Source organism: Halorhodospira halophila (assembly GCF_016653405.1).
In the GTDB taxonomy this organism is placed as follows: domain Bacteria; phylum Pseudomonadota; class Gammaproteobacteria; order Nitrococcales; family Halorhodospiraceae; genus Halorhodospira; species Halorhodospira halophila_A.
This window is the reverse complement of the sequence record NZ_NHSN01000014.1, coordinates 1-22,231: the sequence shown is the minus strand read 5'-3', so window position 1 is coordinate 22,231 and position 22,231 is coordinate 1. Positions and strand designations below refer to the sequence as shown.

General features: G+C 68.2%; 22 protein-coding genes and 1 pseudogene. 13 read left to right on the top strand and 10 right to left on the bottom strand.

Translation table 11 applies throughout. The features are described from left to right. Both asd and CCR79_RS04340 read right to left on the bottom strand, forming a co-directional pair. On the bottom strand, positions 1 to 649 hold a 649-nt coding region (gene asd, locus CCR79_RS04345; protein ID WP_201169148.1), incomplete at its 3' end, for an archaetidylserine decarboxylase. Next, positions 646 to 1,350: an SCO family protein gene (locus CCR79_RS04340; RefSeq protein WP_201169146.1), complete on the bottom strand. Its 705-nt coding sequence runs from the start codon at positions 1,348 to 1,350 to the stop codon at positions 646 to 648. The genes asd and CCR79_RS04340, both read right to left, overlap by 4 nt. A 123-nt stretch (positions 1,351 to 1,473) precedes the next feature. Between CCR79_RS04340 and prmB the strand changes: the two genes are divergently transcribed. Next, positions 1,474 to 2,394, top strand: a complete 921-nt coding sequence (prmB, locus tag CCR79_RS04335) for a 50S ribosomal protein L3 N(5)-glutamine methyltransferase (RefSeq protein ID WP_201169144.1) — start codon at positions 1,474 to 1,476, stop codon at positions 2,392 to 2,394. Positions 2,395 to 2,469: 75 nt separating this feature from the next. Then, a complete protein-coding gene (locus tag CCR79_RS04330) occupies positions 2,470 to 3,768 on the top strand; it encodes a M48 family metalloprotease (RefSeq protein ID WP_201169142.1) in 1,299 nt (432 codons plus the stop codon). 29 nt (positions 3,769 to 3,797) lie between these two features. Here CCR79_RS04330 and CCR79_RS04325 read toward each other — a convergent pair whose 3' ends face one another. After that, the gene (locus CCR79_RS04325; RefSeq protein ID WP_201169140.1) at positions 3,798 to 4,250 is read right to left on the bottom strand and encodes an arsenate reductase ArsC; all 453 of its coding nucleotides are present in this window, start codon (positions 4,248 to 4,250) and stop codon (positions 3,798 to 3,800) included. A gap of 180 nt (positions 4,251 to 4,430) precedes the next feature. Here CCR79_RS04325 and hemH point away from each other — a divergent pair, with 180 nt between their 5' ends. The 9 genes from hemH (at position 4,431) to CCR79_RS04280 (ending at position 12,571) form a co-directional block, all read left to right on the top strand. Beyond that, positions 4,431 to 5,546, top strand: coding sequence for a ferrochelatase (gene hemH, locus CCR79_RS04320; RefSeq protein WP_201169138.1), 1,116 nt, complete (start codon positions 4,431 to 4,433; stop codon positions 5,544 to 5,546). Positions 5,547 to 5,633: 87 nt separating this feature from the next. Continuing rightward, a complete protein-coding gene (locus CCR79_RS04315; protein WP_201169135.1) occupies positions 5,634 to 6,083 on the top strand; it encodes a Na+/H+ antiporter subunit E in 450 nt (149 codons plus the stop codon). A gap of 16 nt (positions 6,084 to 6,099) precedes the next feature. Further along, the gene (locus CCR79_RS04310) at positions 6,100 to 6,363 is read left to right on the top strand and encodes a monovalent cation/H+ antiporter complex subunit F (protein WP_201169150.1); all 264 of its coding nucleotides are present in this window, start codon (positions 6,100 to 6,102) and stop codon (positions 6,361 to 6,363) included. After that, positions 6,363 to 6,668, top strand: a complete 306-nt coding sequence (locus tag CCR79_RS04305; RefSeq protein ID WP_201169132.1) for a cation:proton antiporter — start codon at positions 6,363 to 6,365, stop codon at positions 6,666 to 6,668. Before CCR79_RS04310 ends, CCR79_RS04305 begins: the two co-directional genes overlap by 1 nt. Then, positions 6,665 to 7,624, top strand: a complete 960-nt coding sequence (locus CCR79_RS04300) for a hydrogenase subunit MbhD domain-containing protein (RefSeq protein ID WP_201169129.1) — start codon at positions 6,665 to 6,667, stop codon at positions 7,622 to 7,624. The genes CCR79_RS04305 and CCR79_RS04300 overlap by 4 nt, the downstream gene beginning before the upstream one ends. Next, the gene (locus CCR79_RS04295) at positions 7,621 to 7,923 is read left to right on the top strand and encodes an NADH-quinone oxidoreductase subunit K (protein WP_201169125.1); all 303 of its coding nucleotides are present in this window, start codon (positions 7,621 to 7,623) and stop codon (positions 7,921 to 7,923) included. Before CCR79_RS04300 ends, CCR79_RS04295 begins: the two co-directional genes overlap by 4 nt. Positions 7,924 to 7,926: 3 nt before the next feature. Next, positions 7,927 to 9,390: a proton-conducting transporter membrane subunit gene (locus tag CCR79_RS04290; RefSeq protein WP_201169122.1), complete on the top strand. Its 1,464-nt coding sequence runs from the start codon at positions 7,927 to 7,929 to the stop codon at positions 9,388 to 9,390. Then, a complete protein-coding gene (locus CCR79_RS04285) occupies positions 9,387 to 10,898 on the top strand; it encodes a complex I subunit 5 family protein (protein WP_201169121.1) in 1,512 nt (503 codons plus the stop codon). The genes CCR79_RS04290 and CCR79_RS04285 overlap by 4 nt, the downstream gene beginning before the upstream one ends. Continuing rightward, the gene (locus CCR79_RS04280; protein WP_201169120.1) at positions 10,895 to 12,571 is read left to right on the top strand and encodes a proton-conducting transporter membrane subunit; all 1,677 of its coding nucleotides are present in this window, start codon (positions 10,895 to 10,897) and stop codon (positions 12,569 to 12,571) included. Before CCR79_RS04285 ends, CCR79_RS04280 begins: the two co-directional genes overlap by 4 nt. Here CCR79_RS04280 and CCR79_RS04275 read toward each other — a convergent pair. The 5 genes from CCR79_RS04275 to CCR79_RS04255 all read right to left on the bottom strand — a co-directional run bounded on the left by CCR79_RS04275 (position 12,568) and on the right by CCR79_RS04255 (position 19,151). Further along, positions 12,568 to 13,875, bottom strand: coding sequence for a conjugal transfer protein TraF (locus CCR79_RS04275; RefSeq protein WP_201169119.1), 1,308 nt, complete (start codon positions 13,873 to 13,875; stop codon positions 12,568 to 12,570). The two genes, CCR79_RS04280 and CCR79_RS04275, sit on opposite strands and share 4 nt — an antisense overlap. Positions 13,876 to 13,985: 110 nt before the next feature. Then, positions 13,986 to 15,119, bottom strand: coding sequence for an ABC transporter ATP-binding protein (locus tag CCR79_RS04270; protein WP_201169118.1), 1,134 nt, complete (start codon positions 15,117 to 15,119; stop codon positions 13,986 to 13,988). 114 nt (positions 15,120 to 15,233) lie between these two features. Further along, positions 15,234 to 16,316, bottom strand: coding sequence for an MraY family glycosyltransferase (locus tag CCR79_RS04265; protein WP_201169117.1), 1,083 nt, complete (start codon positions 16,314 to 16,316; stop codon positions 15,234 to 15,236). A gap of 111 nt (positions 16,317 to 16,427) precedes the next feature. Beyond that, positions 16,428 to 18,221 (bottom strand): lipid A export permease/ATP-binding protein MsbA, encoded by a 1,794-nt coding sequence (gene msbA, locus CCR79_RS04260; protein ID WP_201169116.1) that lies wholly within the window; start codon positions 18,219 to 18,221, stop codon positions 16,428 to 16,430. Between the two features lie 72 nt (positions 18,222 to 18,293). Continuing rightward, on the bottom strand, positions 18,294 to 19,151 hold the full coding sequence (locus CCR79_RS04255) for a hypothetical protein (RefSeq protein WP_207190293.1): 858 nt from the start codon (positions 19,149 to 19,151) through the stop codon (positions 18,294 to 18,296). A gap of 227 nt (positions 19,152 to 19,378) precedes the next feature. Here CCR79_RS04255 and CCR79_RS04250 point away from each other — a divergent pair, with 227 nt between their 5' ends. Both CCR79_RS04250 and CCR79_RS04245 read left to right on the top strand, forming a co-directional pair. Further along, entirely contained in the window at positions 19,379 to 20,152 is a 774-nt protein-coding gene (locus CCR79_RS04250; RefSeq protein WP_201169111.1) for a sulfotransferase family 2 domain-containing protein, read from the top strand. 428 nt (positions 20,153 to 20,580) lie between these two features. After that, on the top strand, positions 20,581 to 21,558 hold the full coding sequence (locus CCR79_RS04245) for an O-antigen ligase family protein (RefSeq protein ID WP_201169109.1): 978 nt from the start codon (positions 20,581 to 20,583) through the stop codon (positions 21,556 to 21,558). A 47-nt stretch (positions 21,559 to 21,605) separates the two neighbouring features. On the opposite strand, the pseudogene CCR79_RS04240 reads toward CCR79_RS04245, so the two are convergent. Together CCR79_RS04240 and CCR79_RS04235 are read right to left on the bottom strand one after the other, a co-directional pair. Beyond that, positions 21,606 to 21,890: pseudogene (locus CCR79_RS04240) on the bottom strand (integrase core domain-containing protein); the annotation flags it as partial. Positions 21,891 to 21,926: 36 nt separating this feature from the next. After that, positions 21,927 to 22,193, bottom strand: a complete 267-nt coding sequence (locus CCR79_RS04235; protein WP_201169107.1) for a hypothetical protein — start codon at positions 22,191 to 22,193, stop codon at positions 21,927 to 21,929. Positions 22,194 to 22,231 lie beyond the last annotated feature (38 nt).

Here is a 22,231-nt window from a genome sequence, read left to right as displayed (position 1 = left end):
TCTCAATACTGCCCACATTCACCGCCCCCACCGGGACCACCGCCACCGGCCCCACCGCCGTCTCCCAGAGCGTCACATGCCGCTCATTGCGCAGGAACAGCCCGCGGATGGCGCGCACCGCACAGGGGGCAACCGTCAGCAGGCGCCCCGGCACATGCCGCTCGGCACACAGACGCCCGGCCAGCGGCGCATGAAAGCGGTGATAATCCCGCGGCGACAGATAAATCGTCACGAACGCCCCATCGCGCAGCGGTGTGGCATCCAGCCCACCAAGCAGCGTACTCAGGGGGTACTCGATCCCCTTGGCCTGGATCAGCTGCTCGCCGCGCAGATGCCCCACCGCGCTCACCGTCCCGTCGCAGGGGCTGACCAGCGCCTGCGGATCCTCGGGCAGCGGCCGCGCCCCCGGGCGCAGCGCCCGGGTGAAGAGGGCATTGAAGGTGGGGTAGGCACACGGGTCGGCGTGCTCGGCCTCGCTCAGATCCAGCCCGTAGCGCTGGACCAGGAAGCGATTCAGGCGGTTCTTCAGCCAGGGGCGCGGGGAGCGCGCCACATGCCAGGTCACCCGGGAGAGCAGCCGCGTGGGCAGCAACCGGTGCCCGAAGGCGCGGACCCGGTCGGCAAGATGGGCGGCGGGCTCGGCGCTCATTCGCGGACCCGCTCGCGGACGCTCTCTAGCAGGTTGCGCAGGAAACCGCCGCGTTCGCGCTCCATCAGCCGGAACAGATCCCGAGCGATCAGCTCCGGGTGGTGCGGGGGCATCAGCAGCGCCACCAGCTTGCCGCGGGGGTTGATCACCAGCAGCGCTCCCTCCGGCTGGATGTGGAAGCCGTCGTCCACGTTGCCGCCGTTGGGCGCCATGTAGCGCACCCCGACGCTGCCGGCAAGCTCGCGGACCCGCGCCACCGGTCCACTGATGCCGTGGAACGCGGCCGGATAGCGGCCCACGTAGTCGGCCAGCTCGTCCGGGCCGTCATCGGGATTGACGCTGACCAGCGCCACCTGCAGCCGCGCGCTCATCCGCGTGTGCGCCAGCTGCTCGCGGGCGCTGTGCAGCAGCGCCAGGTTCTCCCAGGTGGTCGGGGATTCGGTGTGCCCGAAGGTCAGCACCGTCCACTTGCCGTGGAGGTCGGTGGACGAAAAGCGCTTCCCGTCCTGGTCTTCGAGCACGAAATCGGCGATGGGCCGGCCATCCTCCAGGTAGGTGCCCTGGATGTCCGGCACCCCCGGATCCGGGCGCAGGGCGGTGGCGGCGAGGCCGACGCCGATCACCGCCGCCAGCACCGAGAGGACGGCCAGCAGGGCCCCGAGCAGGGGCCGGGTGGTTCGTTGCGGACGGTTTGCCGGCATGGGCGCTCCCGGATCCAAAATCGCAAGCCGTTCCAGCGCGCGACAGCGCGTGCATCGATCGCTGGGCAGTGGCACCGTAACCGGCCATCATAACCGAAGCGCAAACGCCAAGGGAGGAACACCGTGGAGCCCATCGACCACGCCCCGGAGGGTCTCGAGACCCTGCGCGACATCGTCCGCTACGCCGCCAGCCGCTTCAACGAGGCCGGGCTGGTCTACGGCCACGGCACCGACAACGCCATCGACGAGGCCGCTGCGCTGGCCCTGCACGCGCTGCACCTCCCGGCGGACCTGCCCGACCTCTACTGGGGCGCGCGCCTGACCCGCGGCGAGCGCGAGGCGGTCATGGCCCGGGTGCGTCGGCGTATCCAGGAGCGCCTGCCGCTGCCCTACATCACCCACGAGACCTTCTTTGCCGGATTGCCGTTCTACATCGACCAGCGCGTGCTGGTGCCCCGCTCGCCGATTGCCGAACTCGTCGAGCGCGGCTTTCAGCCCTGGCTGGATCCGGACGCCGTCGAGCGCGTGCTGGAGATCGGCACCGGCTCCGGGTGCATCGCCGTCGCCTGCGCCTACGCCTTCCCCGGCGCCGCCATCGACGCCACCGACATCGACGCCGACGCCCTCGAGGTGGCCGCGGTCAACGTCCACCGCCACGACCTGGACGAGCGCGTCGCCCTGATCCAGTCCGACGTCTACGAAGGCCTGCCGCAGCAGCGTTACCAGCTCATCGTCACCAACCCCCCCTACGTGGATGCCCCGGCCATGGCCGCGCTGCCAGCCGAATACCGCCACGAGCCGCACCACGCCCTGGCCGCCGGCGAGGACGGCCTCGACGTGGTTCGCCGCATCCTCAGCGGTGCCCCGGATCGGCTCACCGAAGACGGCCTGCTGGTGGTCGAGGTGGGCGACTCCGAGGAAGCCGTGGCCGAGGCCTTCGGCCACCTGCCGCTGACCTGGGTGGAGCTCGAGCGCGGCGGCTTCGGTGTCTTCCTGATCAACGCCACGCAGTTGCGCGAGGCCCGGGACGCGGGTGCGCTATAGTCGAGGAGGTCCGACAACGGAACCACGGTTTCGGAGCGACGATCCGGGCGGCGGCAGCCCGGCAGGGGAGGAAAGATGCAGGGCAGACAGGTCTGGCGATGGCTGATTCCGGTGGCGCTGCTGGCGCTGGGCTTGTCCGGCTGCGGCGTCAACCCGGTCACCGGTGAGCGGGAGTTCCGGCTGATCTCCGAGAGCGAGGAGATCGCCATGGGCGAGCAGCACTACGAGCCCACCCTCCAGAGCATGGGCGGTCGCTACAACGCCGACTCGGAGCTGGTCGCCTACGTCGACGAGGTCGGCCAGCGCGTCGCCGCCGAGAGCCACCGCCCCGGGTTGCCCTATGAGTTTGTCGTCCTCAACGACGGCACCCCCAACGCCTGGGCCCTGCCCGGCGGCAAGATCGCCATCAACCGCGGCCTGCTTACCGAAATGGAGAATGAAGCCGAGCTGGCCGCCGTGCTTGGCCACGAGATCGTCCATTCCGCCGCCCGTCACGGTGCCCAGCGCGTCGAGCGCGGCATGATCATGCAGGCCGGCGTCGCCGCCGTCGGCCTGGCTACCCAGGACCACGATTTCTCCGGACTGCTGGTCGCCGGGGCCAGCGTCGGCGTGGGGCTGATCAGCCAGCGCTACTCCCGCGAGGCCGAGCTCGAGGCGGATTACTACGGCACCCGCTACATGGCCAAGGCCGGCTACGACCCCGAGGCCGCCGTCACCCTGCAGGAGAAGTTCGTGCGCCTGGCCGGCGACCGGGAGCCCTCCTGGCTTGAGGGGCTCTTTGCCAGCCATCCGCCGTCCCGGGAGCGCGTCCAGGCCAACCGCGAGACCGCTCGCGTCCTGCGCGAGGAACTCGGCGGCGAGGACTGGACCCTGGGCGGGGAGCGCTACGCCCGGCACATCCGCGTGCTCGAGGAGAACAGCGAGGCCTACGCCCGGCACGACGAGGCGCAGCAGGCCCTGCGTGCCAAAGAGCCCCGCCGGGCCCTGGAGCTGGCCGACGCCGCCATCGACGCCTATCCCGAAGAGGCCGCCTTCCACGCCGTGCGCGGCCAGGCCCTGGCCCGTCTCGGCGAGAAGGACCAGGCCATCACCGCCTTCGACGCCGCCATCGAGCGCAACGACGGCTATTTCAGCTACCACCTCGACCGCGGCCTGCTGCACCGGGTCCGCGGCGACGACGAGCGCGCCCGCGAGGATCTGGTCCGCTCGGCCCGCCTGCTGCCCACCGCACCGGCCCACCTGGCGCTTGGAGAGATGGCCGAGGCCGACGGCGCCCGCGACGCCGCCATCGCCAACTACGAGAAGGCGGCCAGCGCCGAAGGCTTCTACGGCGAGCGCGCCCGAGAGGCCCTCAGCCGCCTACAGGACGGCTGAGCCGGCCGCCGGGGCAGGGCAGCGGGATCTTAGATCTCGAACTCGTCGATCCCGCCGCGCACCTCGTTAAGCAGGAACAGGATGTTCTCCTTGATCTCGTCCTGCGCATCACGGTAGGCGTTCATCGCCTGCGTATCGTCGTCGGCGCCGGCCTGCGCCGGGTCGTTGGTCGGCCAGTGGCGGTGTTCCACACCCTTGGGCAGCTCCGGGCAGGCCTCCTGCGCCTCCTCGGAGAGGGTGATCAACATGTCCACCTGCTCAAGCACCGCCGGGTCCAGCGCCTTCGGCGCCTTGGACGAGATGTCCGTCCAGTCCTCGCTCATCACCTTGGCCGCCCGCGGGTCGAGCTCCTGCGCCGGCGCGATCCCCGCCGAGCAGGGCTCGATCAGATGGCCGGCGAGGTTCTCGGCAAAGCCCTCGGCCATCTGCGAGCGGCAGGCGTTGCTGTTGGACAGGAAGAGTACACGGGTCTTGTTGCTCATTGCCTTGATCCAGCCGTTTGCCTTGTCGTGCCGCGCAGTCTACCCGCCCGGCGGTGCCCGGGTCAGCCTCCAATCGCGCCGTAATTAATGACAGATATGTATACGATGCAGAATTTTCGCCCCATCCGGGCGCTGCTGAACTCCCCAAGCCAAGCCCGCTCCTGATATGCTCCGGGCCCTATGAAACTCTATTCCGCGAAGAGCACGTTCCAGCACGATGAAGCGCACGCCGTGGGGGTCCTGGTCGCCAACCTGGGCACCCCGGACGAGCCGACGGAACCGGCCCTGCGCCGCTATCTGCGCCAGTTCCTCTCGGATCCGCGGGTCATTGAGATCCCGCGCTGGCGCTGGTGGCCGATCCTCTACGGCATCGTGCTGCGCACCCGCCCGAAGAAGTCCGCGGCCGCCTACGGCGAGGTGTGGGAGGAGGACGGCTCGCCGCTGCTGAGCATCGGTCAGCGCCAGGCGGCCGGCATCCGCCAGCGCCTGCAGGCGATGAACGATCGCGGCCCCTTCGTCGTGGAGCTGGGCATGCGCTACGGCAACCCGTCCATCCCGGCGGCCCTGCGCCGGCTGCGCGAGTCCGGGGCGCGGCGGATCCTGGTACTGCCGCTCTACCCGCAGTACTCCGCCTCCACCACCGGCTCCACCTTCGACGCTGTGGCGCGCGAGCTGATGGGCTGGCGGTGGGTGCCGGAACTGCGCATGGTCGGTCAATACCACGACGAGCCGGTCTACATCCAGGCCCTGGCCCGCTCGATCCGCGAGCACTGGGAGCGCGAGGGGCGCGGCGAGCGGCTGCTCTTCTCCTACCACGGCGTGCCGGAGCGCTACCTGCTCGACGGCGACCCGTACCACTGCCAGTGCCTGAAGACCTCGCGACTGGTGGCCGAGGAACTGGGCCTGGAGCCGGGCACCTGGGATGTGACCTTCCAGTCGCGCTTCGGCAACGAGGAGTGGCTCAAGCCGTACACCGACGAGACGGTCACCGAACTCGCCCGGTCCGGCGTCAAGCACCTGGATGTCGTCTGCCCCGGCTTCTCCGCCGACTGCCTTGAAACCCTCGAGGAGATCGCCGGCGAGAACCGCGAGTACTTCGAGGAGAGCGGCGGCGAGCGCCTCTCCTACATCCCGGCGCTCAATGACCGCCCCGATCACCTCGATGCACTCGCCGCCCTGATCCTCCAGCACGGCCAGGGCTGGCGCGAGGTCGATGGCGGCCGCAACCGGGAGGCCGAGCAGCGCCGCCGTGCCGAGACCGCCGAGCGCGCCCGGGCCCAGGGCGCCGAGAGTTAGCCCGTGGTCCCGCCGGCGGCGCCAGGCCCCGCCTCCCGGCCCGGCCCCGCGGTGTGGCTGGGCCGCACCCTGCGAGCGGCGGCGGTCATGCTGCTGCTCTGGCTGATCCTTGCCGAGGGGCGGCTTGGCGGCGTGCTCGGCGTCGCCACGATCCTTGCCGCCGCCGGGGTTGGCGTCTACTTCGCCGGCCGGCGCATCCACCCCTGGTACCCCCTGCCGGCACTGCGCTTTGCCGGTTTCTTCCTAGTGCGCTCGCTGATCGGTGCCGTGGATGTCGCCTACCGCGCCATGCATCCGCGCATGCCCATCCACAGCCACTGGCTGCGCTACGCCGTCGAGCTGCCCCCCGGCGAGCCACGGGTGGCCCTGGTCGCGGCCCTGAGTCTGCTCCCCGGCTCCTTGGCCGCCGATCTGGAGGGCGATATCCTCATCGTTCACGCCATCACCCCGCAGGCCGAAGACGAGGTCGCCGGGCTGGAGCGCCGCGTGGCTGCGGTCTACGGCCTGAGCGGGACCACCACCGGTGCCGCCGCATGAGGTAAGCGCCGTGCAGATGCTCTATCTGGGTCTCGCCGTCTTTCTGTTGCTCAACCTCCTCGCCGGGCTGTGGCGCGTCCACCGCGGCCCCACCGCTGCCGACCGTATGCTTGCCGCACTGCTCTTCGGCACCACCACTGTTGCCGTGCTGTTGCTGCTCGCCGAGGCCATGGGCCTGCCGGCGCTGCGCGACGTGGCCCTGCTTTTCGTGGTCCTCGCCGCGGTGATCGCCGTGGCCTTCACCCGGGTGCCGCGGCGCTTCGAGAAGGGGGAGGAGTGATGACGCTGCTCGACGCGCTCAGCGCCGGGCTCCTGCTTCTCGGCGGGCTGTTCTTTCTCACCGGCACTGTCGGACTGCTGCGCTTCCCCGGCGTCTTCGATCGCCTGCACGCGCTGACCAAGGCCGACAACCTGGGCCTGGGCTGCGTGGTGGCCGCCCTAATCCTGCAGGCCGAAACCGGCTGGGTGGCCGCCAAGCTGGTGCTGATCTGGATGCTGGCGCTGATCGCCGCCACCGTCTCGGCGCACCTGATCGCCCGCTTCTCGCTGCGCGCCCGCGGCGGGGCGCGGAGGACGCCGCCGTGATCGACTGGACCTTCGACCTGCTGCTCGCCGGTGGCCTGCTCGGGCTGGCCTGGCAGATCGTCGCCAGCCGCATCCTCTTTCGCAGCGTGGTGCTGTTCATCGTCTTCGGCCTGCTCATGGCCGTGACCTGGGCGCGCCTGGCCGCCCCCGACCTGGCCCTGGCCGAGGCGGCCATCGGCGCCGGGATCACCGGGGCCCTGCTGCTCTCCGCCTACCGCGCCCTGCTGCCCGAGGGCAGCGACGTCGACGAGCCGCCCCCGCCGGCGGTGCCGCCGTGGGCGGCGGTGGGCGTGGCCGTGCTCGTCGGCGTCCTGATCGCCGGCATCGGCTGGGCGGTGGTCGGCCTCGAGCCGCCGGAGCAGACCGCCGGACGATTGGCCCTGGCCAAGCTCGAGGCGAGCGGGGTGGAGAACCCGGTCACCGCCGTGCTGCTCAACTTCCGCAGCATCGACACCCTCTCCGAGGTGGTCGTGCTCTTCGTCGCCTTCCTCGCCGCCCGGGTGGTGGCCCAGGACCTGACCCACGCCGGGCCCGGCGACTGGCTGCGCGCCAGCCACCGCGAGCCGCTGCTGGTCCAGCCGCTGATCGCCTTCATCGCGCCGATGACCGTGCTCGCCGGTGGCTACTTGCTCTGGTCCGGGGCGTATCAGCCCGGCGGCGCCTTCCAGGCCGGTGCCGTGCTCGCCGCCCTCGGCGTGCTGCTGCGCCTGACCGGGCGGCTGCGCCCGACCGAGGAGACCAGCTTCGCCGAGCGCCTGGCCCTGGTCGGCGGCATGGTGCTGTTCAGCGCCATCGGCCTGGCCGGCGCGGGCCTGGCCTCGGCGGTGCTCGCCTATCCCGCCGAGTGGACCTATGAGCTGATCCTGCTCGTCGAGACGGCGCTGACGCTGGCCATAGCGCTGCCGCTGGTGCTGCTGTTCAGCGGCTCCGGCGGCCTGCGCGGGGAGGTGCGGTGACCCAGGCCGCCTTCTATTCCCTGATCGCCGGGGCGCTGGCGGGCATCGGCATCTACGGGCTGATCACCCAGCGCCACCTGCTGCGCCGGATCCTCGCCGTCAACGTCCTCGGCAACTCGGTCTTCCTGCTGCTGGTGGCCCTGGCCCGCCGCCACCCGGACTACGTCGATCCGGTGCCCCACGCCATGGTGCTCACCGGCATCGTCATCGCCGTCAGTGCCACCGCCTTCGCCCTGGTCCTGGCGCGCCGCTACCACGCCGAGACCGGGCTCAACCACCTGCCCGAGGACGAGGAGTAGGCCGTGGCGACGCTCTCGCTGCCACTGGCCTTCTTCCTGCCGCTGTTTACCGCGCTGGCGGTCTTCCTGGTGCGCGCCCGCCGGGCGCCGTGGCTGCCGCTGCTCGGCGCCGTGGCCACGGTGGCGGCGGTGGCCGACGTGGTCCGCCAGGTGGCGGAGAACGGCCCGCAGGTCCATCACCTGGGCGGCTGGCAGCCGCCGCTGGGCGTGGAGCTCTACGCTGACGGGCTCTCGGCGCTGATGCTCGGCATGACCGCGCTGGTCGGCCTGGCGGTCACGCTCTACGCCGCGCCCTACCTGCGCGGCAAGGGCTACAATACGGAGCTCTTCTGGCCGCTGTGGCTGGTGCAGTGGGCCACGCTCAACGGCACCTTCCTCTCGGCGGACCTGTTCAACCTCTACGTCATGCTGGAGCTGCTCACCCTCACAGCGGCTCCGCTGGCGGCCATGGCCGGCGATCGGCCGTCGCTGGGCGCGGCCATGCGCTACCTGCTGCTGGCGCTGCTCGGCTCGCTGGCCTATCTGCTCGGCGTGGCGCTGCTCTACGGCGGCACCGGCACCCTGCACCTGCGCGAGGTGGGCGAGCTGGTTGGTGCCGACGCCCACACCGCCGTGGCGGCGGCGCTGATCACCGCCGGGCTGTTCGCCAAGGCGGCGGTCTTCCCGCTGCACATGTGGCTGATGCCGGCGCACAGCAACGCCCCGGCGCCGGCCAGTGCGGCGCTCTCGGCGCTGGTGGCCAAGGCAGGGCTCTACCTGGTGCTGCGCCTGTGGCTGTGGGTCTTCCCGGTGCTGCTGAGTACCTACATGGGCTGGCTGATCGGCGCCCTGGGGGCGCTGGCGGTGCTCTACGGCTCGCTGCAGGCGCTGCGCCAGCCGCGGCTCAAGCAGGTCATCGCCTACTCGACCATCGCCCAGCTCGGCTACCTGCTGCTGCTCCTGCCCATGGTGGTGATCCCGGCCGCCGCCGTGCACGCCTGGCAGGGCGTGGCCTACCACGCCCTGGCCCACGGCTTCGCCAAGTCCGCCGCCTTCCTCGCCGCCGGCAATATGCTCTACAGCCTCGGGCACGATCGGCTCGAGGGCCTGCGCGGGCTCACCCCGTACCTGTCGATAACCGTGCTCACCCTGGGGCTGGCCTTCGCCAGTCTCATGGCCCTGCCGCCCAGCGGTGGCTTCCTGGCCAAGTGGCTGCTGCTCAGCGGCGCGATCAGTGGCGGGCAGTGGCCGTGGGCGGTGGTGATCATCCTCGGCAGTGTGCTCGCCGCCGCCTACGCCTTCCGCGTGCTGGCGGTGGCCCACGCCGCGCCGCCAGCCGGCTACACCGAGGTGCGCCCGGCACAACGGGTGCCGCGGATCATGGAGTGGGTGCCGCTGCTGCTGGTGCTCATCGTCTACGCCATGGGGGTCTCGGCCATGCCGGCGCTGGGGCTGTTGGAGCAGGGCGCACCGGAGGGGCTCCAATGATCGCCGCGCTCCAGGACCTGCTGCCGCTGTGGGCCTTGCTCGCCTCGCTGGGGACGGCGGTGATCATCTTCGCCCTGCGCGATGAGCGCCGCCGTCAGCGCACCTTCTGGAACCTCTTCGGTGCCAGCGTCAAATTGGTCCTGGTGGCCCTGCTGGTCTACGGCTTCCTGCAGGGGCGCAGCTACCAGGTCGCCTGGGAGGTCGTCCCGGGCGTCACCTTTCACTTGGCGGCGGACCCGCTGGCGCTGCTTTTCGCCATGCTCTCGGCGGTGCTCTGGCTGATCACCACCGTCTACGCCGTCGCCTATCTGGAGAACTCCGCGCAGCGGGCGCGCTTCTTCGGCTTCTTCTCGCTGTGCGTGGCCGCCACCTTCGGCATCGCCCTGGCCGGCAACCTCTTCACCTTCCTGCTCTTCTACGAGGCGCTCACCCTGGCCACCTACCCGCTGGTGGTCCACCGCGGGCACCCGGCGGCGCTGGCTGCCGGGCGCACCTACCTCGCCTACACCCTGGGCGGGGGCATGGCGCTGCTCGCCGGGACTGTGGCGCTCTACGCCGCGGTGGGCGAGCAGCCGTTCAGCCCCGGTGGCTCGGCGGCGGTGGCCGAGTGGGCGGCCGCCGCGCCGGGAGCGGCCACCGTGGTGCTCGCGCTGCTGCTCGGCGGTGTGGCGGTCAAGGCGGCGCTCTTTCCGCTGCAGGCGTGGCTGCCCATCGCCATGGTGGCGCCGGCGCCGGTCAGCGCGCTGCTTCACGCCGTGGCGGTGGTCAAGGCCGGCGCCTTCGGCGTGGTGCGCATTGTCCAGGATGTCTACGGCCACGCCGTGGCCGCGGACCTGAACGTGACCCCGGTGCTCGCCGCCCTGGCGGCGGTGACCATCCTCTACGGCTCGCTGCGCGCCCTGGCGCAGGTGGACATCAAGCGTCGCCTGGCCTTCTCCACGGTCAGCCAGGTCTCGTTCATCACCCTGGGGGTGGCCATGGGCGGGCCACTGGGGCTGATCGGCGGGCTGGTGCACCTGGTTCACCAGGGGCTGATGAAGATCACCCTGTTCTTCTGTGCCGGCAACTACGCCGAGACCCTGGGCATCCACCGCATCGAGTCGCTCAATGGCGTCGGCCGGCGCATGCCGCTGACCTCGGTGGCCTTCACCATCGGGGCGCTGGGCATGATCGGCTTCCCGCCCATCGCCGGGTTCATAAGCAAGTGGCACCTGGGGCTGGGCGCGCTGGCCCAGGAGCTCTACTGGATCCTGGCCGTGCTGGTGGCCAGCACGCTGCTCAACGCCGCCTACTTTCTGCCCGTGCTGCGGCGGATCTGGCTGCTGCCGGCCCCCGCCGGCTGGCCAGGGGCAATGCCGCGGACGAGCAGCGCCGAGACCCACCGCTGGCTGCTCCACCCGGCGCTGCTCACGGCGCTGGCAGCACTGCTCGCCGGCGTGCTGGCGGCGGCGGAGTTCTCGCCGCTGAACTGGGCGCAGCGCATCGTGGAACAGGAGTACCCGCTGTGAGGCTCGACCCGGCTGTCGGACTGCTCCTGCCCGTGCTGGTGCCGCTGCTGGCGGTGGCCCTGATCGGTGCCGGCGCCCGGCGGGCGGGGGGCGCGCTACTGGTCCTCGCCCCGCTGACGGCACTGGCCGGTGTAGCCATGGGCGGAGAGACCTTGCAACTGCCGTGGCTGCTGCTCGACACCCGCCTGGCGGCGGATCCCATCGGCCAGGCGGTGCTGATGCTTGCCGCCCCGGTGGCTGCCGCCGCGCTGCTCTTCGCCGTGGTGGGCGAGGGCGGCAGCCGCGCCTCTCCGGGGCTGATCATGGGCCTGGGCGCCACGGTGGCGGCGCTGATGGGCGTACTGCTGGCCGGGGATCTGGCCACCTTCTACTTCGCCTACGCCGCCATGACCCTGGCCGCTTACCCGCTGGTGGTCCACTTCCGCACGCCGGCGGCCTTCCGCGCCGGGCGCGTCTACCTGGGTATGGCGGTGCTGGCCGAGGCCGCGGTGCTCGCCGCCGTGCTGCTAATCGCCGCCCAGGGCGGCAACGCCGCGCTCGCCGAGGTGCCGGCGCTGGTCGTCGAGCACCCGTACCGCAATGTGCTGGTGGCACTGATCGGGCTCGGCTTCGCCGTCAAGGCCGGCGTGGTGCCCCTGCACGCCTGGCTGGCGCTGGCCCACCCGGCGGCGCCGGTGCCGGCCAGTGCGCTGCTCTCGGCGTTGCTGGTCAAGGCCGCCCTGGTGGCGTGGTGGCGCCTGTTGCCCATCGGCGATCTGGCCCTGCCGGTGGCCGGCGGGGTGCTGGTGGTGGCGGGGCTGGCCAGCAGCCTCTACGCCAGCGTGGTGGGCGTGACCCAGCGCCGGGCCAAGACAGTGCTCGCCTACTCCACGGTCAGTCAGATGGGCCTGATGACCGCCTTTACCGGCACCGCGCTGCTCGAGCCGGCGCTGGCCGGGGCGGCGCTCACCGGGGTGGCGCTCTTCGCCCTGCACCACGGCCTGGCCAAGGGGGCGCTGTTCCTCGGCTGCGGGCTCCACGGCCGCCACCGCGGGGCGTACCTGCTGCTGCCGGCGCTCGCCCTGGTGGGCGTGCCGGCCACCAGCGGGGCCCTGGCCAAGGGGGCGGGCAAGCAGCTCGGCGCCGAGGCCCTCGGTGCCCCGGCGGAGCCGCTGCTGCTGCTCGCCTCGGCGCTGACCGCCGTACTCATGATCCGCTTCCTGCTGCTGGCCTGGCACGGCGAGGGCGGGGCCGATCCGCTGGCGCGGCGGGGTGCGGTGCTCGCCCTGGTGCTGCTCTCCCTGACCCTGCCGTGGCTGGCGGCGGCGGTGGTGTCCCCGCAGTTGGTGGGCTACACCGCGCAGCCCGCGGCCCTGCTCGACGCCCTGCTGCCGGCGCTTGCCGGCGGCGCCGTGGCCGCGGTGCTCTTCGGTCTGGCCGGGGCCGCACGGCTGCCGCGCATCCCCGAGGGGGACTGGATCAAGCCGGCGTTGCTCGCCGGGGTGCGCCTGGGCTACGCCAGCCGGCGGGCGTGGCGGCGGCTGCCGGCGCGCCCGCGGGCGCCGTCGCTGGTGGCCCTGACGCGGTTGAGCGCCGCGGTGGAGAGCCGCCTGCTGGCGCTGGCCATGGCCGGGGTGCTGTTCCTGCTGCTGGTCCTGGGGATCGCGCTGCTCGGGATCCTCGCCGGCGGCTAGAAGCGCACGCCCACGCCGGCGTTGAACATGAACGCCCGGGGCACGGAGTCCACCGTCTCGGTGCTCATGGCCGCATCCAGGGTCAGGACCCGGAAGAGCGTGACACCGCCGGTGATATACCCGATCTCCGAGCCGGCCAGGTTCTGCCGGTAGCCCAGGCGCCAGCCGGGCAGGGCGGCGTGGGGTGGGCGGTAGGCGCCACCGACGGTCAGCCACTGGTAGGCGTCGTCGGAGCCATCGGCAAAGGGACCGTCGGCGGCGTTGAGATCGAGCGAGCCGCCGAGCAGCCAGCGCCCGTCGGCGGTGTGCACCGCCCCTTCCACGTTGAGCTGGCGCTCCATGCGGAAGGATTCATCCGGATCGATCTCGCCCCGTGCGGTGGCTTGGTCGTAGGTGGCCTCGCCCTCCACCGCCGGGTAGTCGAAGGTGGGCTCGATCAGATTGGCGATGCTCGCCCCGGCCCGGTAATGGTCGCTGACCCACATCACGCCCAGATCGACGCCGAAATCCGTGTCCGTCTCGCTGTTCTCGCCGAACTCGTCGCTGAGCTTGCTGCCGGCGTCGTCATCGAAGCCCACCGTCATCCGCGAGAGCTCCACCTGGTGGTGCTTGAGCTGCGCGCCGGCGAAGAGCAGCCCGTGGGGGTTGTCGTAGACCGTGGTGCCGTAGCCCAGGGTGAAGGTCCGGGTGATGGCGCTGCGGATGTAGCCGCCGAAGCCGTCGAGCTCCTCAAGCGCGTCCTCCGCGTCGGTCTCGGTTTCGACGTCAAGGTTGAGGTTCTCTCCGCGCAGCACCGACAGGTGGCCCCGGGCGCTGTACTCCAGGTCGACAAGCAGCGAGCCGCGCAGGGCGTCCTGGGTGGTCTCGAAGGGGAAGGGGACGAACTGCCCGGTAACCCCGGCGGTCAGGTAGCCGTCGTCGCCGATGCGGTCGAGGATCTCGTTGATGTTGGTCTCGAACGAATCGATCTCATTTTCGGCATCGTCGGCGCTGGTGTCTCCGGCCTCTACGTCCTTGAGCAGTTGCTCCAAGGCGTCGAACTCATCGCCCAAGTCCTCGAAGTCGTCGCCGAAATCGGAGACGTCTCCGACCTCGTAGGAGAGCCCAAGGCTGAACACCCCCATGCGCACGCCGCGCTCACTACCGGCAATCGGGCCGGCGGGGTTCTGCTTGCTGCCCTGGGTGTCGGCGAAGCGGGTGGCGTCGCCGAAGCCGAGGGCCGAGCCTGCCGGCTGGTGGTTGGCGGCCGCGGTCAGGGGGAGCAGCGCGGCCAGCGCCGCGACAGAAAGGGTGTGCCTGCACATAACGGGTCTGCCTGCCGTTCCGGGAGCTACCCGAGGTTATCGGCTGGCTGCCCCGGCCCTTGAGCGGTCCCCCGGGGCTCCCGCCTGGCGGTAGACCCGCCGGCTCAGCCTCAGCCGACGTTGACGGCGCGCACGGGCTGGGCGCTGGCTGGCGAGCGCTCCGCCTCCGCCGGTGCCTCGCCGTCGGCCGGGAAGGCCACCAGGTGCTCGGTATCCAGGGTCAGGCCCACGTCGTCGCCGACGGCGTAGTCGCTGTGGCTTGGGGCTAGGGCCAGGAGCTCGACCCCATCCGGCGTGCGCAGGGTGTAGAGGGTCTCCGCCCCCTTGAAGGCCTTTTTCACCACCCGCCCGTAGAGGCCCGAGGGCGCCTCGCCCATGCGCACGTCGTCCGGGCGCAGGAGCACATCCACCCGGGTGCCGGCCGGCCACGGGAAGCCGTGGCTGCCGCGCAGGGTGCCCAGGCTGGTCTGGATGCGCTCGCCGTCGATCAGGGTGCCGGAGATCATGCTGCCCTGACCGATGAACTCCGCGGCGAAGCGGTCCGCCGGCTCGTGGTAGAGATTGAACGGCGTGTCCCACTGCACGATGCGCCCGTCGCGCATCAGGCCGATCTCGTCGGCCATGGCGAAGGCCTCGTGCTGATCGTGGGTGACCAGGATGGCGGTCATCTGCTGGTCGCGGAAGATGTCGTGGAACTCGCGGCTGAGCCGTTCGCGCAGCTCGACATCGAGGTTCGAGAAGGGCTCGTCGAGCAGCACCAGCTGCGGCTGCGGTGCCACGGCACGGGCCAGCGAGACGCGCTGCTGCTGCCCGCCGGAGAGCTCGTGGGGGAAACGATCCCCATAGCCCTGCAGGTCCACCAGCTCGAGCAGCTCGTCGGCGCGGCGGCGGCGCTCGCGGCGGTTAAGCCGGCGCAGACCGAAGGTGATGTTGTCGTAGAGGTTCAGGTGCGGGAAGAGGGCGTAGTCCTGGAAGACCATGCCCATGCGCCGTTTCTCCGGCGGCATCACGTAGCCGGGGAGTGAGAGTGGTTCGCCGCGGACGCGGATCTCGCCGTTACACAGCGGCTCGAAGCCGGCGATGGCGCGCAGCGTGGTGGTCTTGCCGCAGCCGCTGGGGCCGAGCAGGCAGGCGATCTGCCCGGGCAGGACGCGCAGGCTGAGCTGATAGACCGCGGTGGTGCCGCCGTAGCAGCAGTGGACGTTGCTGAGCTCGAGCAGGGGGGATGCCGTGTGGTCCACCATGGGCGCTCCCGCGCAATGTGGCAATGTTGAGCCCAGCATGCACGATTTGCGAATAATTCTCAATGCGTGGGGCGCTGCCCGGTGGGGTGGTTTGCCCGCCTGCCCCCCGGATGGTCACTGGCGCAGGTTGGAGCGCATCCAGCGCAGCTGGCGGCGCATCAGCCGGGCAAAGCGCCAGGCCCGGGCCTGGGCGAGGACGTGGGCCAGGACCACCGGCACGAAGAGCACCGCCAGCACCCACTCCGGCACGCCCAGCCCAGTGCCCAAGACGCCGACCCCGCCCAGCAGCACCGTGGTTAGCACCAGCACGGCTACGGTCTGGCCCGGGGTGAAGCCGGCGCGGTAGAAGATGTGGTGCAGGTGCTCCCGGTCGGGCTGGAACGGGTGGCGACCGCGGAGGATCCGCCGCCCCATCAGGGTCAGGGTGTCGAGCACTGGCAGAGCCAGGATCCAGGCAATGGCTACCGGTGGCAGCAGCGCATGCTCGCCCTGAGCGGCCTCCACGGCGAACCACGCCAAGGCGAAGCCGAGCATCATGCTGCCGGAGTCGCCCAGGAAGCAGGCGGCCTTGCGCCGCCACGGGTTGCGCATGTTGAACAGCAGAAAGGCGCAGACCGAGGCGAGAAACAGCGTAGCCAGGATCAGCCAGCTGGCCCCGCCGTTGAAGGCGCCGGCAAGCACCAGCCAGCCCAGGGCGGCTGCCACCGTGCCGGCGGCCAGGCCGTCCACGCCGTCGAACATGTTCACGGCGTTGATCAGCCCCACCACGCAGAAGACGGTGAACGGCAGCGCGAGGGCACCGAGTTCCAGCGACACCTGCGGGCCGAGCAGCTGCCCCAGGTCCGATACAACCAGCCCCGACCAGGCGGTCATCAGCAGCGCGGCCACCACCTGGGCGGCGAACTTCACCCACGCGTCGATATCGATCAGGTCGTCGATGACCCCCACGATAGCCAGCAGGCCCATGCCGGCGAACAGCCCCTGGTAGTCGCGCAGCCCGAAGTCCGCCGGCAGCGACGCCGCCACGAACCCGAGCAGGATGCAGATGCCGCCGATCAGCGGCACCACCCGCCCGTGGCGCTTGCGCGCGCACGGCCGGTCTACCAGCCCGGCCTGCAGGGCCGGGCGGCGCAGGACCAGCAGCAGGGCGGCGGTCAGCCCGAAGGCGAAGAGGATCTGGGCGAGGACTTGAATCACGAAGCGGCGCTCCGTTGCCAGGGTATAAGCGGCTCAAAGGGAGCAACGTTACCACAGGGTGCCGGTGGGAACAGCGGCTGCGGTCGATGCGGACCCCACGGCGGCCGTACCCTATGGCCGATTATCAGCGCCCTCGAACTGCATGCGGTAGAGCCCGGCGTATCTTCCGTTGTGTGCCAGTAGCTCCTGGTGTGTGCCCCGTTCGATGATGCGCCCGTCCTCCAGGAAGACGATCTGGTCGGCGTTCTCGACTGTTGACAGGCGGTGGGCGATGACGAAGGCGGTGCGCCCCTGCATCAGCCGCTCGAAGGCGGCGTGGATGTAGCGCTCCGACTCGCTGTCCAGTGAGGCCGTCGCCTCGTCGAGGATGAGGATCGGCGCGTCCTTGAGCACCGCCCGGGCGATGGCGATGCGCTGGCGCTGCCCCCCGGAGAGCAGCGTACCGTCCTCGCCCACCTCGGTATCGAACCCCTGGGGCAGGGCCTCGATGAAATCGCGGGCGTAGGCGATCTCCGCGGCGCGTTCGATCTCTGCACGCGTGACCTCGCCCTGAGCGCCGTAGGCGATGTTCTCGGCGATGGTGGTATTAAACAGGGTGATGTCTTGGTTCACCGGCGCGAACTGTCGGCGCAGATCGGCCAACCGGTACTCATCGATGGGCACCCCGTCCAAGTGGACCTCGCCGGCGGTTGCCTCGTAAAAACGGGGCATCAGACTGACCAGCGTGCTCTTGCCGCTGCCCGAGGGGCCGGTGAGCGCAACGGTCTGGCCAGGCTGTGCCTTCAGGTTGATCCCGCGCAGGACCTCGTGGATGCCATCGTAAGAGAAGCGGACATCCTTGAACTGAATCTCCCCCCGGGCCCGGTCGATGGTCCGTGTGCCGCTATCGCGTTCGGCGGGTAGATCGATGACCTCGAAGATGCCGCGTGCGGCGGTCAGCCCTTTCTGGAGGTCGGCGTTGACCTTGACTAAGTGCTTCAGCGGGCGGTTCAAGAGCAGCATCGCTGCAATGAAAGAGGCAATCGTCCCTGGAGTAAGGGTTTCTACCACCGCGTCGATGGTGGCCAGGCTGAGCGTGATGGCCAGTGCAATGGCGACGACCAGCCGGATCAGCGGGACACTGGCAAAACGTGTGACGGAGAACTTCATGAACTGCCGGCGGTTTTGCTCATTGAGTCGTTCGAAGCGCTCGCGCTCCCGCGCCTCCTGGCCGAAGAGCTTGATCTCCGTGTGGGCGTGCACCGTCTCCTCGGCCACCGTTCCCACACCGCCGACGGCACGGTGGATCCGGCGGCTGATGCGCCGGAAGCGGCGATTGATCAAGGCCACCAGTCCGGCGATGACCGGCAGGACCGCACCGACGATCAGCATCAGCCACGGGGAGAGATAGATCATGTAGCCGAAGACTAGGATCACCGTGACGCCGTCGCGGAAGACTGTTATCGCGGCCTGGGTGCTGGCATTGGAGGTCTGTTCGGCTTCGTAGGTGAGCCGCGAGATCATCTGCCCGGAGGAGAGGTGGTCAAAGGTGCGGTTAGGCAGGGCGAGCAAGCGATCGTGCACATCGAGCCGAAGTTGTTTGATGAGTTTCCGCCCCACATAGGCCGTTAGATACTTGGAGACGAAGAAGAACACGCCCTGGAGGATCAGTACCCCGACGATCAGGGTGGCGTAGAAGCGGATAACCGTCGGGTCCTGGGCCACCATGCCGTCATCGAGCAGTGGCCGGATCAAAGCGACGAAACCCGCCTCCGTCGCGGCGTAGATCAGCATGGCGCCGACGGCGATAAGGCCAACCCGCCATTGCGGAACGATGTAGCCAAGAAAGAGCCGCCGGAAGATCGGCCACGACAGCTTGCGGTCTTGGGGGGCGTTTGCAGGCTTGGGGGTACGACGGGTGCTCAAGGCCGCCTCTCGGTGCCGGACGCTGCTGGACAGGGGGCGTTATGGTACCCGAAACGTTGGGTTTTGACCTGCCTAAGTCTCGGGCGCGCTCGCGGTGTTCCCCGGTGCCGGATAGTAGCCAAGCCCGGCCAACTCCTCGCCGGTGAGCAGCTCGAAGCGGCGGTTGGACGCTGCATACGCCGTCTGGATGCGCTGGCGCAGCGCGGCGTCCATCACCAGTGATGCTTCGCTGGTTTCGGCCTTGGGGACCTGAACAGGCAGTCCGGCCCTGCGCAGGAGTTTGCGGCCCTGCCGACTTATGCGGCCCACCGCCGGGCGTTTGAGCCGCCAGGCGTCGGGCGAGGAGCGGCGCACCTTGGCCTGCTCGCCCGGCGGTGTGTCGGCGGTGTCCGTACAGCTGAGCTCCGGGCGCTCGGTGAACGCTGCCAGACGGGCCCAGGTCTGCGGCTCCTGGAGCCGCTCGTAGAGCAACGGCAGTACCGCATCCTCGCCCAGTGCCTGCGCGAGGGTGACCACCCAGTGGTCGTAGGCGACCACCTGCCCGCCCCGCGCTGGCGGGTCCGCGAGCAGGGCGTCCACTTGCCGTTCGAAGTCTGCCTGGCCTGATCCGGGCACTTTGTCATTGAACTGGGCATACATCGAAGCCAGCCAGTCCGGCTGGTTGCGGACAAAGAACAGGCAGCGGACCGAGCCGCGCCCGCCCCAGGCGTGGCGGGCGAAAGCGCTCAAGTGTGCGGCCAGCAGATGCACGGGGTCTCGGACCTGCAGGCGGCGCTCGCCCTGCAGGAAGATCTTGCCGTGGTAGAGGCTCTCGTGGGAGTAGAGGACGGGTCTGTCATCCCGGGCTAGCGCCGCGATCTCCGCGGCCGTGGCCCGGCCCTTGCGCGTCCGCCACACAGAGGGTGACCGACGCCGAAAAAGCTGTACCATACGCGTTTTCAGCGCCTTCACGCGCGCGGGTTGCGGTCCGGTGCCCAAGGCGCCCACCTGTGGGAAGATCTGCCACTGCAGGTAAGAGCTGGCGGTTTTGTAGAGGCCGATATGAAAGATGAGAGGTTGTTCCTGTGCCATGAAGCCTTTCCAGTGTGGGTTAGTGATTGAGCCTCACAGCTTGGACCCCTATCAACCGAACCAAGTGACAGCAGCAGCATAATAACATGTTAATAAGCCATCGCTACCGGTTCATCTTTCTGCACAACCGCAAGGCTGCTGGTAGCTCCGTTACAGCCTTTCTCAACCGCCTGATGGGGCCGAATGATCTGCAGGTCGGCATCTGGCGTGACGCGATCCGCTATGGAGGACGTTACAATCGTCGAATCGTGCGTGAGACATTGAGCCGAGACGGATTGCGAGCTGCCGGCTATTATGCCCGCAAGCTAAGAGCTCCAAGGCCATCACGCTTTGTCGAGCGGGTCCAAGAGTACAAATACGCGCCCATACTGCACACTACGAACATTGCGCACCCCACCGCTGCGGCGGTTCGTGACGCGTTTCCGCACGAGTGGGAAGCCTACTGGAAATTCTGTGTAGTACGTGATCCGTATGAGAAGGCTATTTCCGACTACTATTGGATGACGCGCAAGCTACCGAGGGGGCAGGTTACTTTTACCGAATTCCTGAAGCGTCTAGCAGATCCGAAACGTCCGGATCCAGAACGTGTTGTCCCGAATCCGCCAACAAATTGGCCTTTGTACACGATCGACGATGAAATCGTGGCAGACAGGATATGCAGGTATACGTATTTAGAAGCGGACCTTGTTAGGGTGCTGCGAGAGATTGGAGTTGACGACTTGGAAGGCTCCCTGCCTCGAGCAAAAAACGCAGCGAATAAAAAAAGTGAGCGGGCTTGCGAGTGGGAAAAAGAGGATGTCGACCTGGTAAAACTGATATACAGGCAGGAGCTGACGAGCCATGATGAAAGTTATTTCTAAGTTTATCGAAGAACCAGTGGCGTCGCGCACTGACGGAAGTGAGCGGCTAGGATGTCAAAAAAGTTGATCATTGCGTGCAAGAAAATGGTAGGCTGATGATAGGGCAAGAATACCCGTTGCCTCGGTATCTGGACCGAGCCGGATGGTACATATTGTGCGTTGTCGCGCTATTCGGCCTTGCGACCTCAAGCGTATACAGGCCTGGCGAGATCCTCCTGCTCATCCTGTCCCTGGGGGGGTTGTACTACTGGTGGCCTTTCCTCAAGCGCAGTCCAGTTTTCTGGGTGGTTGCGCTTTGGGTCTTCTACGTGGTTGCTCGTACTGCTTTAACGATCGACTCGCACGGCTACGAGAGCATAAACTTACATCTACAGCCATGGGACTACGTACTAGGGTCTGCCTTGATGGGTTTGGTAGGGGGTATGTGGTTGCATGCCGATCCGCGGCGGCTTAAATGGCTCGTCGGTATGTCCCTCATCGGGATGCTGCTTTATCTGTTGCGCGACACCGATTGGCAGGCGGTCTGGTCGGCGCTCGCGGGGGAGCATCCAATAACTCGAGCGGCGTTCTCCACGAATGCCAACCGATATGCGACTGTAATAGTGGTCCTCTTGGTCGCGCTTTTGACCCTGGGGGTCCATTATGGTTCTGGCTTGGCTGGCGGCGTCAAGCGAGCGTCCGCAGGTCTCTTGATTGCTCTTGGCTTTCTCTTCCTTTGGTATGTCCTGATCCTAACCGAGAGCCGGCAAGGTATCGTTGGAGCGGCGGTAGTTACAGCGGTTTGCGTAGCCCTTATCCCTTATCTGCTGGCTTGGGAGCGCTGGTGGAGATATACGCTCGTGAGTGTTGTGGTCGGAATTGCAGCGGGGGTCGCTGCGATCGCTATCGGGTACGTGCTCTCCGACGCTATACAGGAGCGGTTCGATCAAGTCGTTGAGGCGGCCGTGGCGTTGGCAGCCCTGCCGGATACGGCCACGATGGAGCTTTCAGGCTCTCCGAATAAGCGATCGTACATCCTCTTGAAGGGGGTGGAGTTAGTCCGAGAGTCACCCATCTTGGGTATTGGACCGTTAGATCCGGCGCCGTTCCTCGATCGATTCGAGACAGTCGAATTTCATAATGTTTTTCTTGATGTGTTAGTCTCTTTTGGTGTGGTGGGGCTTGGGTTTTTTCTTACACCCCTGGTTGCATTAATTTGGCATTATAGGGGGGCAGTAGTTTTCTGTCCAAAAGACAAACCCTTTGTTGTTTTTTGTGCTGTGGCCCTGCTGTCGTTTCTCGTTACTATGATGTTTTCGGCACGTATAAGCTCGGACCTTGGTCGCTATATGCTCTTGATTTCATTGTCAGTAGCAGGCCTGAGCTACTACAAGAGCAGAATCCAGGCATGCAGAAAAATAAAATAATGCGTCCTGAGTGAGTATATAGCGGCCTACCACATGCCGGCACCTGATTATGTGTCGAGACCTGACTGGTCATATACCTGCTTACGGAATAAATCGGGGCGCTCCTCGTACCAATGCTTGAGTTTGCGCACAGGAGTGACATGCCCGAGCGTACGCTGGGGAATGTGGTGATTGTAGAGGCGCTGATAGTGCCAGAGCATCGTGTCGAGATCGGCCCCCGAGTCGAAGTGGGTCGTGCGCAAGATCTCGCTGATGCGGCCGTTGAATCGCTCGACCAGGCCATTCGTCTGCGGGCGGCGAGGCGGCGTGAGCCGGTGCTCGATGTCATGCCGGGGTAAGCGGTCATTCCGTGACGTCGTTGACGGGGATCACTGGACATCCCGGAGCATCTTGATGATCCCAGGGGGGACTTTCCACTGACGGTGATCCTCAGTGTGGACCACCACCGTCTTGCGGTTGATCTTAACCACCCGGCCGAACACCTCGCCCTCGCGGCTTTCGAACGACACCTCCTGTCCCAGGCGCAGGTGCTTGAGGACATCGAGGTCCTGACGCGCCCGCAGTTCGTCGATGCGGCGGCAGATGATCTCGTTGAGTTCCAGGAGTTCGTCGAGGCTGAGATCGTCAATGCGCATTCAACCGGCTCTCGCTGGCTAACTATGGACTGGGGAGG